Consider the following 14,104-nt stretch of genomic DNA (forward strand, 5'->3'; position numbering starts at 1 on the left):
TTTGTGGCTTTTATTTAGGTATTGAATGTTTAAAAAATCGATAATCACCCTAGTTTCTCTCTGTTTTGTCAGCATTAGTTTACCTAGCATCGCTTGCGAAAAAGTCCCTTATAAAGTGGGCGTTCAATCGATAGATTACAGCCCACATTACAATGGCGAACATCCAAATAAAGAAACATTTTTTAAATTATTCATTGCATGGGTTTCAAATAAAACAGGATGTAAATTTGAAGTAATCAACTTACCCATTAAGCGGCTTTATCTTGAATTTGAATCCGATTCATTTGACTTGATGTATCCCGACAACCCAGCTTGGCACAGTAACAGCAGTAGTGACGAACAAACTGCCCCCCTTGATACACGCCTCTACAGTCCAAAGATCGCCACCGCTTTAGGAGGCACCATGGTAAAACCAGAACATGAAAACATTAAACTAGAATCCTTTCGCGTTTTGGTTTTCCCAAGAGGCTTCTCGCCCATTGCTTGGTATCCTTTGCAAGAGTCTCATGCAATAGAGTTTAAAGAAGTTACCGATGCGGCAGCCGCTTTAATGATGGTTGATGCAGGTCGGGCAACCGGCGCTGATATTGAGTACAATGTCGCTCGACATTTGGCGAAAGAACACCACTATACTGCGCTGGTGTTAGCTAAAAACTTACCTTTTACCCCTACAGGTTTTCACCTTTCGACGATTAAACACCCCAAACTAATGGCAACAATTTCTCAGCTTATTGACGAACACCCACAAGAGCTATCAGCCATGAGAAAAAAGGCAGGATTGATTGAAAACCTGCCTGAATAATACAATTGGTATAAAGGTTGGTTATTGCAATCTTGTTGTTATTTCTAGCTGCTGATTGTTTCTCAGTATGCCAACAGTTACTTGATCACCAACTCGATAGTTATCTAGAGTAGACATCAGTGATTTTACATTACTTATTCTATTGCCATCAATTGACTGTATGACGTCACCCAGTTTGATACCAAAACGTGTCATTTGTGCTGGTTGTAACCCTGCCTTTGCTGCTGAAGAATTAGGCGAAATATCTAAAATAGCTATGCCTTCAATACCTAATTGCTGGATAATTTGAGCGTTTAAGTCTTGATCAATCGATATACCTAGTGAAGGCTGTGTGTACTTACCTGACTGAATAAGTTGCGGCACGACACGGTTTACCGTATCAACAGGCACGGCAAAGCCAATACCTGCGTATGCACCCGATGGGCTATAAATTGCGGTATTGATACCAACGAGACGCCCTGCACTATCTAACAATGGACCACCAGAGTTACCTGGATTAATCGCAGCATCTGTTTGAATTAAGTTATTGATGATTAACTCTGAGTCGTCAGATAAAGAGCGGTTTAAAGCAGAGACAATACCACTGGTTAAGGTATGATCTAAACCAAACGGATTACCAATAGCAAACACCGATTGCCCTACTTGTAAATCTTCACTCGTACCCAGAGGAACAGCTGGGGGTAAATCAAGGTCAACGTTAATTTTTAATACCGCCAAATCATGATTGGGGCTAACACCGACCAAACTTGCTTGGTAGGTTCTACCATCGTTTAAGCGAATATTTGCTTCCGAAGCCCCTTCAATCACATGGTAATTGGTCACTACATGACCAAATTCATCCCAGATAAAACCTGAGCCACTACCGCGAGGCACTTTGCGAACATCGCGTGACCAGTAACTTCTGACAATATTACTGGTAGAAATAAAAACCACCGATGGACTGGCCTGATTAAAAATATCAATTGTCGTTTTCTCTTGTGCAGCCAATTCACCACGTGCTGTTACCATGCGCGGTTCAGCGTGTTTTGTGGCAAACCACCTATCCATCATAGGAACAAGTAATGAAATAACATAAGAGATGGCTAGTAACCAAATGCCCAGTCGCAATAGTTTTATAAAGTTAGTTTCTTGGTTCACAAATTCACCCGTTTGTTTTTATTGATACTAGCCATCAGCAGCGATTACCAAAAATAAGTTAATCACTAAACTCCAGAAGGCTTCTTTTAAGTTTTAATAAGGTTTTTTCTTCAATTTGCCTGATCCGCTCATGTGATACATGATATTTTTCAGCTAAGGCTTTATGTGTCACCTTGTCGTCTGTTAACCAACGTTGCGTAATAATATCTCTACTTCGATCATCAAGACGAGCCAAAAGTTGTGTAAATTTATGTTTTACCTTCTGTTCAAATTCCCTTTTGGACACAGAGTTTTCAACATTAGACTTTTGATCAGCAAGCAGAAATTCACCTACCTCTAGAGTATTATCGTTATCTGTCGAACACGGGGCATCTAAAAACACATCACTTTGTGCCAATTGTACTTCAATCTCAGTGACATCTTGTTCAGTAACACCTAGCTGTTGAGCAATACCCTTTTTCTCTTCTAGTGTTAACCAGTTAGTCGTCGGTTTTAGGCGCCTCAAGTTAAAAAATAGTTTTCTTTTCGCTTTAGTCGTTGTCGCCTTCACTAAACGCCAGTTTTTCACAATGTATTCATGAATTTCTGACTTGATATGATGCACTGCATAACTTGCCAGCCTCACGCCGTAGTCAAGACTAAACTTTTTCACAGACTTCATTAGCCCAACCGTGCCTTCTTGCACTAAGTCTTCCAATGGCAAACCATAACCTTTATAACTACGTGCAATAAATGCAACAAACCTAAGATGTGATACAACAATTTCTTGCACAGCATTTAGGTCATTTTGTTGATGAAAGCGTTGAAAAAGCAGCTTTTCTCTCTCTTCATCAAGCACGGGTAAACTGGTGACATAAGCCATATAGCCTTCAAAACTGTCGGATTTTGCTATTGCACTCGGAAAATGAATGTTCATGATCTATCTCCTACTAATAAATCAACTTTTCCATTTGGCATGTTATTATTTTTCACCAATAACGCCTTAACAAATTCTTGATCATAGTCTCGGTGGCCTGGTGTTAACCTATTAATATCTTTTTCAATTTGTTGCTGCAACGTTGGACTTTCTGCGCCATTATTTAGCGCTTTAGCAAAAGGTGTAGCATGTGCAACAACAGGTGTATTAGCCTGGCTTTCTTTGGTGATGATACTCACAGAAAGTATTACTCCAAAAGCAAGACTCAATACTAAAAGTGCTAATTTAATGAGTGGACTAAATATTGAATTCATCGTATATCCCCTTTAAAGCAATATAAAACAAGTTCAAAAACGATTAGTTGTGGGAGTAGTATAAACCACTCCCTGAACAACTATTCTGTTGTCACTGTGTTATGTTGTTTATCGCCATTCTTTTTAGATACGAACTGATCAAACGAAAGCTCTGCAATCGCCTCATATTGATTTTTTGCGATAGAAAACCAATGGCTTACATCATTTCTCTTAACATAATATTGAGTATCACTTTTCGAGAACTCATAAGTAAAACTGTCGTGTTCACTATTAAAAACCGTTAACTTATGCAAAGGTTTAAATGAACCATTAGTAGCAATCCCGATGACATGAAGATTTGCAATTTTATCGACAAATTGTGCAATATCATCTTCATTCAATCCCTCGTTTTCCGACAAAACCATTGGCTCCGACAATCGCCATCGTTCTTCGTACTTTTCTATACTAATGTTGGCATGTTCAACTTTCATCACATCTTCAACTGAAAGCAGTGACTTTTTAAGCCAATCATTGGCATCTGCACTTAATTGATAAGCATTAAAGTTAATCAGGTAAACCTCGTCTTCATTAGCATTTCGTACGTAGAGTTGTTTAAAACTGGGTGACTTACCAATATTTAATAGCTGAAGATCACCTTCGCGACTGTATATAGTCAGTTGTTTTTCAAAGTTATCATCGGATACATGAAAGCGCTCATGACTTGCTTTAGAGTGCGCAACAGGCCATGACATGTGAACTGACGACAGCTCATTGATAAGCGATTCTAATTTAATATCGGCAACTGGTAAGTCAGGGTGTTCTGTAAACTGCCACTGACCTTTTTCCATTGACAGGCTGAGTGTGTCATCTTTACTTTTAATCTCAATTTTATTAAGTAAGCTACTATCAAACGCTAACAGAGGTTGACGTTCAGCTTGCTGTGTCATATCTGAGTCAACTGTCCACAGTGTGCCAGCGACAACTAACTGAACAATCAGTAAACATGCTAACGTTGCGACTAGTTTATTCATCGTTATCTCCTCTTATTGCGCCAACCAAGTCATATAGTATCGCTGTTTGCTCCGCAAACGCTGACGCTGCCAAATAGCCACACCTGCTAACAAACAAAAAGCTAAAATATAGTTAGCATATTCCCAGAACATTTGAGCATTTTGTTCCATCGGTGGTAGCGTTCGATTAAAATTGCCCCTTGAACGAATACTCATTAGTGCGCGATCTTCTAATGACCAATCAACTGCATTGATCAATAGCTCTACGTTTGCAAGATTAACACTTTGGCTAACGCCACTAGTTAGCTGTAACACTCGATCCTGCACTAAGTCGTTAGAACTAAATAAGATAATACGAGCACTTTCTGAAGCATGTTTGATCACACTAGAAACATCAAACGCTTCTGTTGTATCGGCAATGTTGTCAGTCTCAACTGATTCATCCCGTGTTTTAACCTCATCAGCCTTACTCAACAAGGGAGACTCCTTGTCTGCGAAATAGGATAAAAACTTTCCTTGTGCCATTACTGCCATCAATTGCTGTCCTGTTTCTCCATCTGTAGAGTATGTTGATTCGCCTTGTGCATTAATTTTAGGCATAACGTCTAACGATGATGATGTCCACGCTTGTTCTGAGCTATTGATCAACTCAGTAAAGGAGATCTGGCCTTTGTCTGCGTCAACACTAATAGGTGACGCCCAGGGAACAGTTAACTGGGGAAGTTGTGAAGTGATTAAGTTTTCTTGATTAAGCCCTTGGCGTACATCAATAAAATAAGGGTAATCTACCATACGCATTTCTTGTAACTGTAATCCCCCGACATTACGAGTTATAGGAATTGGAAATGCAGCATTTGTAGCATCCATGATAAGTTTATTTTCCACCGTTAAACCGTGATGAGCTAACCAGTCACTTAAGCCTGATTTTACAGAAGACATTGACAATCTACCGCCAGTAAAGTCAACACTAAATGGTGAGGTTGCTGCAATAACGGTCCCACCTTTCATCAAAAACTGGTCAACAGCAAACACGGCTTTTTCATCAAGAGATTCTGGGGAAATCAACATCAATAAATCAGCCTGGCCTGAAACCTTACCATCTGATAAGTCTTCATTAATTACATTAAGTTCAGCATTTAACATTTGTTTTAGTTGCTCAAAGCTGGCACTAGGTAATCCATATGCACCATAAGGGGAGCTTTGCGGTGTGACTAAAGCAACATTTTTGGTAAATCCCGAAGCAAAACGTTTTATGGCAGCATCAAAATTTCGTTCAAAACTACTGACGCTGAAGTCATCCAAAGGAATTTGCACAACCTGATCTCCTGAAGATAACGTCAAATAAAAATAAAACGCGTTATCAGAAAATAAGCTGGTCGCCATTGGCTGAAAGCCATAATCTTCAGCGATTTGTAGTGCTAAGCGACCACCATTAGCTTCAGGTTCAATAAAATTAACTTCTAACTTATTGCCTGCGTCTACTTTTATTTGTTTTAGTTGTTGCTCAATATCCGATTTAAATTCAACTAACTGCTTAGGAAGTTTGTCAGTAGCAGACACATATCCTGTAAAAGTTAATGGTTGTTGCACCGCATCAAACAAGTTACCGGCACTTTGATAGTTTTGTAACACCGTTTTTATCGCACGAGTGATGTCGTGTTCTGGGTTTCTTAGCAATACATCTACATCAGATTCCGCTCTAGCATTAACTTCGATAAGATCTCTAAAACCTAACACTTGATGTTCATCACCATATTGCACTAGCACATTAAAGTATGAACTAACAATAGAAGCTTGGTACCGATCTGCTACTTGGAAAGGCATAGGTTTAATACCAAATTTACTGTTAGCTTCTTCCTCTAGTTCAGGAGACTGTTGCGGGTCGACAAATTCAACACGAACACGGTTGTCTCCAACCACTTCATATTCTTTTAATAAGTCTTTAACCTGCGGCACTAACGGCGCTAACAATGGATGTGTTTTTTGACTGAAGTAGCCCCTAATCAACAACGGTTCCTGCAATTGTGCTAGGTATCCCTCAGTCGCCTCAGAAATAGAATACTGTTTTCCTTCAGTAGTATCCCAACGGAGTTGTGGCAACTGGCCTAACCACAAATTAGCGCTCAGTAAATTTATTGAAAGTAGCCCGGTCACCCATTGCCAATATACGTGGCGTTTTAGTCTACTAGAATTTTGCGACCCGGTATTTGCCCATCGCTCTTGTTCAAGAAAATAAGTGTTAATCACTAAAAACACCAAAGTAAGGGATAGGTAATAATATAGGTCACGTAGATCAATAACTCCGCGAGTGATGTCTTCAAAACGAGCACCTGTGCCAAAAGAACGCAAAAGCTCAGCACTTTGATGACCAAAAAAATCTGTCAATACTGGAGTACCAATAAAATAAAATCCCCCGCAAAGTACTGAGGTTGCAATTAAACTAACAATTTGATTTTCATTTCTAGCAGATATCGCTAAACCTATCGCAATGTATGCGCTACCTAATAATAAAACTGCTAAGTAACCTGATATGACGGGCCCCCAATCAAGTGAGGCAAAAAAGTTAACAGATATCGGTAATGGCAATGTGATAAACAAAGCAATAGCTAACAAAACTAGACACCCAAGGTATTTACCAATAACAAAGTGCCACAGTGGGATTGATTGAGTATGCACATATTCAATAGTTCCACTTCGCCGCTCTTCACTCCAGAGCTTCATGGTTAGCGTAGCGCACAGAAAAATGAGTAATAGAGGCATCCATTCAAACATAGGGCGCACATCAGCAATATTTCTGGCAAAAAACGCTTCACCCCAAAAAAAGATGAATAGCGTTATCGCAACAAAAGCACCTATAAATAAGTAGGCGATCGGGGAAGTGAAGAACAGAGATATTTCTTTTTTTGCAATTCTTATGATGCTTTCTTTTTTAAAAAGATTAGGCTGCATTACATACCTCCTGCCCAAAACCTTTTTGGCCATCTGAATTTACCATAACATCTTGATTTATTTGATTGAATATGACTTCGAGGTCACGTTTTTCTTGATGTATCGCATAAAGATTACTGCCTGATTCAACAATTAATTTACTGATTTGGCTACTAACCTCGGGGACTGACGCTGAAGGTCTCAAGGCTATCAATAGCCGTTCATCTGTTATTTGTTCAACGGTGACTACATTCACAATTTGCTGCAGCTGTTCAAGCAATTGATAATCAGTTTCCAACACGATATTTTTACTATGTTTCAACGTCTCAAGCTTTTCGTCCAAAGCAATCTTGCCTGCTTTAAGAATAATAACGCGATCACATAAGGCATCAACTTCTTGCATTATGTGAGTCGATAAAATGACAGTAGCATTTTTTGAGATTTCTTTGATCAATCGACGCATGTGTTGCGTTTGTTCGGGATCTAAGCCATTGGTTGGTTCATCAAGGATCAACAATTTAGGTTGACCAAGTATCGCTTGAGCGACACCAACTCGCTGCTTATAGCCGCGCGACAATGTATGTATAGGAGCAAGTAATTTTGCCGCCAAGTCGGTCGCCTTGATTGCTCGCTTGATTTCATCCACTTTAACTAAGTCAGAGAGCCCCTTTAAATCAGCAGCATAATCTAAATATTCAGCTACTGTCATTTCTGGATATACAGGTAAGTTTTCAGGTAGGTATCCGAGTTCCCGTTGGATGGCTTTTGCATTGTCAGTAATAGACATACCATCAAGTAAAACATCACCAGCATTGGCTTCTAAATAACCACTGATCATTTTCATCATTGTTGTTTTGCCTGCACCATTATGGCCAAGCAACCCAAGAATTTCGCCCTTGTTGATAGAAAAGCTCACATCATCTACAGCAACAAAACTGCCATAGCTGCGAGTTAAATGACTCACGTTTAGCATGGTAGTCTCCAATAATTATTGTTTGATGTTGTCTGTTTTTGAGCCCGATAACATTGAGTTAGCCAAAGGTTGGCCAATAGAAAGGTTCGAAAAATACATTGTTAATTTCTCCTAAATAGCTGGGAACATTCCCAAAAACAAAGTACAGAACGAGTTTGCTGTTTTGATATGGGCGAAAATTTAAAGTTCAAGCCATTGAACAAAAATTTTCAAAATAAGTTAGGTTATGCAGAGACTTAGCGAAAAAATAGCTATACGACCACGCAGATAAATCTGGCTCATCCACGTGGTCTACAGCTTCAATAAATCATAGCTAAGCAACTGATAACACGACACTAAGCCGCTTTTTCAGACTTAGTATCTTTTTGCTCATCTATTTTGTGCTCTATTGCATTGGCACCTTTGTTAATCGCAATGGTTCTTGGTTTCATCGCCTCTGGAATTTCTTTCACCAGATCTACAGTCAATAAACCATTGGCCAATTCAGCATTGGTTACTTCAACATAATCAGCTAAGTTAAATTTGCGTTCAAACGTGCGATTGGCAATACCATGGTACAAGTATTTGCCTTCATCTTTTTTGGTTTTGTTACCACGTACGGTCAAAACACCATTCTCAACTTGAATGTCGAGTTCTTCTTGAGAAAACCCAGCAACAGCAATGGTGATGGCATATTTGTTTTCTTCAAGCATTTCTATATTGTATGGCGGATAAACTCCCGCGGTGTTGTCTGATGCAAGCGCACTGTCAATTATTGACGCTAAGCGATCAAAACCAATAGTACTGCGATATAGTGGGGTTAAATCAACTGAGTTCATCGTATATCCTCCGATAGAAGCAACATAAAATAAAAACAATCTAGGTGATTCACTTTCTACAATAGACAAGTTAACCACGTTTTTTTAAATAGGGACGCTGATAAAAAATCCAAGTGTTTAGTAAAAAAAATTTTTGTTTTTCACAAAAAAGCGCCGAGTAAAACTCGGCGCTTAATTTTTGCATTGTGATTAAATTTTTATTCTAACGTTAATACAATTCGGCCATTAATTTCACTGTTTAACATATCGTCAAATATGTCATTAATATGCTCAAGCGGTTTAGTTTCAATAATAGCCTTTACTTTACCTTCGGCGGCAAACTGTAAACACTCAACTAAATCTTGTCTTGTACCAACAATACTGCCAACAACACTTATGCCTTTTAGTACAGTATCAAAAATCGGAATAGGCATCTCGTCAGGTGGTAAGCCAACTAACACACAAACGCCACCACGTTTAACGCTGTTAAATGAAGTGGTAAATGCTGCCTTTGAAACTGCAGTGCAAACCACAGCTTGTACACCACCTAATTGTTCTTGCATCACTTGTGCAGGATCTTGCTGTTTAAAGTCGATACAAACTTCTGCACCTAGCGATTTGGCCAGTTGCATTTTCTCATCACCGGTATCAACCGCAACAACATTGAGCCCCATGGCTTTGGCATATTGAACAGCTAAGTGCCCCAATCCGCCAACACCAACAATAGCAACCCACTCGCCAGGTTTTGCTTTTGAAACTTTTAATGCTTTATATGTGGTAACGCCAGCGCAAAATAGTGGCGCAGCATCTACAAAACTAATATCTTCAGGTATTTTAACCACATAGTTGGCATCAGCCTTACAAAACTGAGCATAACCACCATCAACTGAATAACCACTATTTAGCTGCTGAGGACATAGATTTTCATTACCTTTTAAACAATGTTCACAGTGACCACACGCGCTGTGTAACCATGGAATACCGACACGATCACCAATTTCAATGTGTTTCACATCGTCGGCCTTTGCCACTACCGTACCAACACCTTCATGACCAGGAATTAATGGCAATTTAGGTTTTACTGGCCAATCACCGTGACACGCGTGCAAGTCGGTATGACAAACTCCACAAGCTGCTATTTCGACAATAACTGCGCCTTGAGTTAACTCTGGCTTATCTACCTGTTGAATTTCTAGAGGTTGTTTAAATTGGTGAACTAATGCCGCTTTCATTGGTGATCTCCTTGCATAAATCGACTGATATCCATCAGCTGGGTTAAATCAATTTTAATTAATTTTTTAATAGGTTCTGTTAATCTTTCAAGTTTGTTTTTGCAGCTATTTGTTTGGTATTTATACAAGGCAGCGCTTACGCCGTGTAGTTACTCTACTCAAGTCAAGCGGTAACACAGTAGAAATGCCCAACAGATGCTGCCCAAAGGGTTCAACTAAACGCCTCCTGCTCTTTGTTACTTGAATTAACCATAGAATGACTATGCAAGAATCCAAGTGTCGTGATCAGAAGGCGTTTACCTTGAACAAAATTCAAACAGCAAAGATCAACAGCCCCTAGGGTAACAAACTAAAACATACGTTGTTTTGATTAAGCACAAATTATTTTATTTTCATTGTTAAAATTTGTTTTCTTTTAGCCAATTTATGCTATAAAAAGCTACCCTAATTATTGGGGTAGCCAACCCCGTCAGTCGCTCTGTCCCCTTGATGTGCTAAAGCATCCCAAGCAAATGAGTATATTATTTTGTTATCGACAATTTTTGTGACCGACGACCCAGAAATCCTTGAACAAACAGGGATTAATGCCATTAGCTTTAACCAGTATTTATCACAGTATCCAAAATTAAACGAAGCTAAACTTCGCATTGTGAATTTATGTGATACCAGCCGCTATTTGAGCCATGGCTACTACTGTTCACTGTTAGCAGAAGCAAGAAAACATCCGGTTTTACCTAGTGTAAGAGTGATCAACTCACTTAGAGACACCGGCTCAAATATCTTGCTAAGTTCTACACCGTTAAGCCAAATCGAAATACAAGACAATCCGAGTGAATTTATTGTCTGTATGGGGCTATGCCTTGACGATGCAAATAAAAAATTAGCAGACTGGGTTTATCAGCAGTTTCCGGCACCATTATTAATGGCGCGTATTCAAAACACTAACGATGAAAAAAAGGTACATATAAGCCGCTGTAACTTAGATCAACTTAATCAAGATCAACGCCAAAAATGTATTGAAATTTTGCAAGCGCATTCTCGTAAAGCGTGGCGTACTAAAGCCGACAAAAAGAAATATCGTTGGGATCTTGCCATACTTACCAATCCACAAGAACATGTTCCTCCAAGTAATAAGGGGGCAATCAGTCGTTTTATTCGCGCAGCTGAAAAACATGGTATTCGTGCTGTAGAAGTTCATGCTGATGCCTTAAGTGCTTTACCTCAATATGACGCTTTGTTTATTCGGGAAACAACAGCTATTGATCACCACACTTACCGATTTGCTCATGAAGCAGAGAAGCACGGTTTAGTGGTTATTGATGACCCTAATTCTATCTTACGTTGTTGCAATAAAGTGTACTTACATGACGCTTTCAGCTATCACGATGTACCAAGCTTAAAAACGTATGTTTTGGCTGATAACAGTGAAGCGACTATTGAACAATTAGAGCAGAATTTAGCATACCCTATGGTATTAAAGATCCCTGAAAGCGCTTTTTCTAAAGGCGTATTCAAGGTAAAAAATCGTCAAGAGCTTATTAAGGAAACAGGTAAATTACTGGAAGATTCCGCGCTTTATATCGCGCAAGAGTACATGTTTACCGACTATGATTGGCGTATAGGCGTATTAAACGGTCGTGCACTTTATGCCTGTCGTTATTACATGGCGAAAAATCACTGGCAAATCTACAACCATGATTCAAAGCGCAATTTTAGTGGCGGGTTTGATGCCCTACCCACATTTGAAGTGCCTACACATGTATTGCGTGCCGCGTTAAAAGCTGCTGGTGCTGTGGGCAATGGTTTATATGGCATTGACGTAAAAGAAGTTGCCGGCAAAGCCTATGTTTTAGAAGTTAACGACAACCCAAGTTTAGAGTTTGGCGTTGAAGATAAATATTTAGGTGAAGAGTTATACATGCAAATCATGGCAGAATTTTTAAGACGACTTGAAGCAAGGGGCATTAAATAGTGCCTAGTTTACTTGTTGTTATTAATGGTTTTTGGGTGAATTACTAAAATGTCGATTACCATTCGATTTGCCGAGCAAAGTGACCTAGCGCAGTTGCTAAACATTGAAGCTCAGTGTTTTTCAACTGACCAACTTAGCCGAAGAAGTTTTAAACATCATTTGGTGTCAAACCACAGCGTGTTGCTCGTTGCTCATGAACAAAATCAACAAACGCTACTGGGTTATGCTTTGGTATTGCTGCTAAAAGGCACACGCCTGGCTAGGCTTTATTCTATTGCAGTAACCCCAGATGCGAGAGGCATGAAACTGGGTCAACTGCTATTAATTGCCAGTGAACAAGCAGCGGTTGATTCTGGCCGAACCTTTATGCGGCTGGAAGTTGCTACATCTAACGCACATGCAATTGCACTCTATCAAGCGCAAGGTTACAGAACGTTTGGGCAATATCTAGATTATTACGATGATCACCAAGATGCCTTGCGCATGCAAAAAACCATTCGAAACAAATCTGTGGTGATTCAACATGCTAAAGCCCCTTGGTATCAACAAAGTACAGACTTTACCTGTGGTCCTGCCGCATTAATGATGGCTATGGCAAGCCTAGATCAACAGATAAAATGTGAACAAGGTTTAGAGTTAACCCTGTGGCGAGAATCCACCACTATTTTTATGACGTCAGGTTTGGGTGGCACTCACCCATTTGGCTTAGCATTAGCAGCTAACCGTCGGCAATTTAATGCACAAGTGTACGTCAATAGCGAACAACCGCTATTTATAGACGGCGTAAGAAAAAGTAACAAAAAAGAAATTATGACGCTGGTACATCAGCAATTTGCACAAGAATGCGCTGAGCAAAACATCGACATTCATTATTGCGATGTTAACCAAGAGTCAATTGTTCAGTGGCTAGAGCAAGGCAAAGCGGTATTAATGTTAATCAGTACCTATCGACTCGATGGGGCAAAAGCCCCCCATTGGGTATTAATCACGGGGATTGATAATCACAGCATGTATGTACACGACTCACATGTTGACAGCAAATGGCAGCAAGCCATAGATTGTCAACATACCCCTATTTCACGCGCTGATTTTGACAAAATGTCGACCTTTGGTGCCAGTCGCCTAAGGTGTGCCATATTATTATCACCTGCGGGCTAAGGTACTCACCATTGTTAGTTTAATGGCTATTGGTTTATCTTGCATATCTGGTTTGTAGATAAAAAACCAACAAAACGAGCCAAATACTCATACTATTTAGCTATCTATAGTTCTGCTTTACACTGCGCTAAAGCAGAACTTATTACTATAAATCTTTACGGCTTTTTGATCACTTTTGCGGTTTTACGATTTGGGTAACAGGTTGTGCATATTGGGCAAACTAAGCCATGACAAGCACGAGCCTGACAATGCTCTCGGCCATAATAAATAATTTGCAAATGAAGGTCGTTCCAGCGTTCTTTAGGAAACAATCGCTTGAGATCCAATTCAGTTTGCGCCACGTTTTTACCGCTGGTTAAGCCCCAGCGCTGGGCTAAACGGTGAATATGCGTATCTACAGGAAATGCGGGAACACCAAATGCTTGCGCCATCACAACACCTGCAGTCTTGTGTCCTACCCCTGGTAAAGTCTCTAATGCTTGCATGTCATTAGGTACAATGCCTTGGTATTGTTCGACCAATATTTCAGACAGCCTTTTAATTGCTTTAGACTTTTGTGGTGATAAACCACAAGGCCGAATAATTGCCTGAATATCATCAACCGATTGTTTGGCCATATTAAACGGGTTATCTGCCAATTGCCAAAGTGAAGGAGTCACTTGATTTACCCTTTCATCAGTGCACTGCGCCGACAACAACACAGCCACTAACAAAGTATAAGGATCTTTGTGATCAAGAGGAATCGGTGGATTTGGATAGCGTTTTTGCAGCTCAGCTAGAATAAAAGCGACACGTTCTTGTTTTAATAAATTTTTCTCTGGCATAACCCTTTCTCATTGCCCCAAATCGCTGCGTATCATATAAAAGTCAGCATATATTTCACAGA

At 39.7% G+C, this 14,104-nt stretch carries 12 protein-coding genes; 3 read left to right on the forward strand and 9 right to left on the reverse strand.

What is annotated here, in order from left to right:
* Nucleotides 1-25: 25 nt before the first annotated feature.
* Nucleotides 26-802 carry a transporter substrate-binding domain-containing protein gene (locus IE199_RS11785; RefSeq protein ID WP_189770679.1) on the forward strand — a complete coding sequence of 259 codons (777 nt, stop codon included), beginning with the start codon at nt 26-28 and terminating at the stop codon, nt 800-802.
* Between the two features lie 21 nt (nt 803-823).
* Here IE199_RS11785 and IE199_RS11790 read toward each other — a convergent pair whose 3' ends face one another.
* The 8 genes from IE199_RS11790 to adhP form a co-directional block, all read right to left on the reverse strand.
* Nucleotides 824-1,939 carry a S1C family serine protease gene (locus IE199_RS11790; protein WP_229854685.1) on the reverse strand — a complete coding sequence of 372 codons (1,116 nt, stop codon included), beginning with the start codon at nt 1,937-1,939 and terminating at the stop codon, nt 824-826.
* A gap of 58 nt (nt 1,940-1,997) precedes the next feature.
* Entirely contained in the window at nt 1,998-2,855 is an 858-nt protein-coding gene (locus tag IE199_RS11795) for an RNA polymerase factor sigma-32 (RefSeq protein WP_189770685.1), read from the reverse strand.
* Complete coding sequence (locus IE199_RS11800) at nt 2,852-3,169, reverse strand: hypothetical protein (RefSeq protein WP_189770686.1); 318 nt, start codon at nt 3,167-3,169, stop codon at nt 2,852-2,854. Before IE199_RS11800 ends, IE199_RS11795 begins: the two co-directional genes overlap by 4 nt.
* Before the next feature lie 80 nt (nt 3,170-3,249).
* Nucleotides 3,250-4,179: a DUF4340 domain-containing protein gene (locus IE199_RS11805; RefSeq protein WP_189770687.1), complete on the reverse strand. Its 930-nt coding sequence runs from the start codon at nt 4,177-4,179 to the stop codon at nt 3,250-3,252.
* A gap of 12 nt (nt 4,180-4,191) precedes the next feature.
* Entirely contained in the window at nt 4,192-7,107 is a 2,916-nt protein-coding gene (locus IE199_RS11810; RefSeq protein WP_189770688.1) for a Gldg family protein, read from the reverse strand.
* Nucleotides 7,097-8,059: an ABC transporter ATP-binding protein gene (locus tag IE199_RS11815; RefSeq protein WP_189770689.1), complete on the reverse strand. Its 963-nt coding sequence runs from the start codon at nt 8,057-8,059 to the stop codon at nt 7,097-7,099. The genes IE199_RS11810 and IE199_RS11815 overlap by 11 nt, the downstream gene beginning before the upstream one ends.
* Before the next feature lie 335 nt (nt 8,060-8,394).
* Nucleotides 8,395-8,877, reverse strand: a complete 483-nt coding sequence (locus tag IE199_RS11820; RefSeq protein WP_189770691.1) for an Hsp20 family protein — start codon at nt 8,875-8,877, stop codon at nt 8,395-8,397.
* 197 nt (nt 8,878-9,074) lie between these two features.
* Nucleotides 9,075-10,088 (reverse strand): alcohol dehydrogenase AdhP, encoded by a 1,014-nt coding sequence (adhP, locus tag IE199_RS11825; protein ID WP_189770693.1) that lies wholly within the window; start codon nt 10,086-10,088, stop codon nt 9,075-9,077.
* A 526-nt stretch (nt 10,089-10,614) separates the two neighbouring features.
* Between adhP and IE199_RS11830 the strand changes: the two genes are divergently transcribed.
* Together IE199_RS11830 and IE199_RS11835 are read left to right on the forward strand one after the other, a co-directional pair.
* Nucleotides 10,615-12,060, forward strand: coding sequence for a RimK family ATP-grasp domain-containing protein (locus IE199_RS11830; RefSeq protein WP_189770695.1), 1,446 nt, complete (start codon nt 10,615-10,617; stop codon nt 12,058-12,060).
* Nucleotides 12,061-12,108: 48 nt separating this feature from the next.
* Nucleotides 12,109-13,218, forward strand: a complete 1,110-nt coding sequence (locus IE199_RS11835; protein WP_189770697.1) for a GNAT family N-acetyltransferase/peptidase C39 family protein — start codon at nt 12,109-12,111, stop codon at nt 13,216-13,218.
* 155 nt (nt 13,219-13,373) lie between these two features.
* On the opposite strand, the gene nth is transcribed toward IE199_RS11835, so the two are convergent.
* Nucleotides 13,374-14,042 (reverse strand): endonuclease III, encoded by a 669-nt coding sequence (gene nth / locus IE199_RS11840; protein WP_189770699.1) that lies wholly within the window; start codon nt 14,040-14,042, stop codon nt 13,374-13,376.
* Nucleotides 14,043-14,104: the final 62 nt, after the last annotated feature.

Source organism: Thalassotalea marina, assembly GCF_014656435.1.
GTDB classification, from domain to species: Bacteria; Pseudomonadota; Gammaproteobacteria; order Enterobacterales; family Alteromonadaceae; genus Thalassotalea_C; species Thalassotalea_C marina.

Coding starts and splice junctions, on each gene's coding strand:
- IE199_RS11785 (WP_189770679.1), top strand. CDS start 26: ATGTTTAAAAAATCGATAATCACCCTAGTTTCTCTCTGTTTTGTCAGC.
- IE199_RS11795 (WP_189770685.1), bottom strand. CDS start 2,855: ATGAACATTCATTTTCCGAGTGCAATAGCAAAATCCGACAGTTTTGAA.
- IE199_RS11800 (WP_189770686.1), bottom strand. CDS start 3,169: ATGAATTCAATATTTAGTCCACTCATTAAATTAGCACTTTTAGTATTG.
- IE199_RS11805 (WP_189770687.1), bottom strand. CDS start 4,179: ATGAATAAACTAGTCGCAACGTTAGCATGTTTACTGATTGTTCAGTTA.
- IE199_RS11810 (WP_189770688.1), bottom strand. CDS start 7,107: ATGCAGCCTAATCTTTTTAAAAAAGAAAGCATCATAAGAATTGCAAAA.
- IE199_RS11815 (WP_189770689.1), bottom strand. CDS start 8,059: ATGCTAAACGTGAGTCATTTAACTCGCAGCTATGGCAGTTTTGTTGCT.
- IE199_RS11820 (WP_189770691.1), bottom strand. CDS start 8,877: ATGAACTCAGTTGATTTAACCCCACTATATCGCAGTACTATTGGTTTT.
- adhP (WP_189770693.1), bottom strand. CDS start 10,088: ATGAAAGCGGCATTAGTTCACCAATTTAAACAACCTCTAGAAATTCAA.
- IE199_RS11835 (WP_189770697.1), top strand. CDS start 12,109: ATGTCGATTACCATTCGATTTGCCGAGCAAAGTGACCTAGCGCAGTTG.
- nth (WP_189770699.1), bottom strand. CDS start 14,042: ATGCCAGAGAAAAATTTATTAAAACAAGAACGTGTCGCTTTTATTCTA.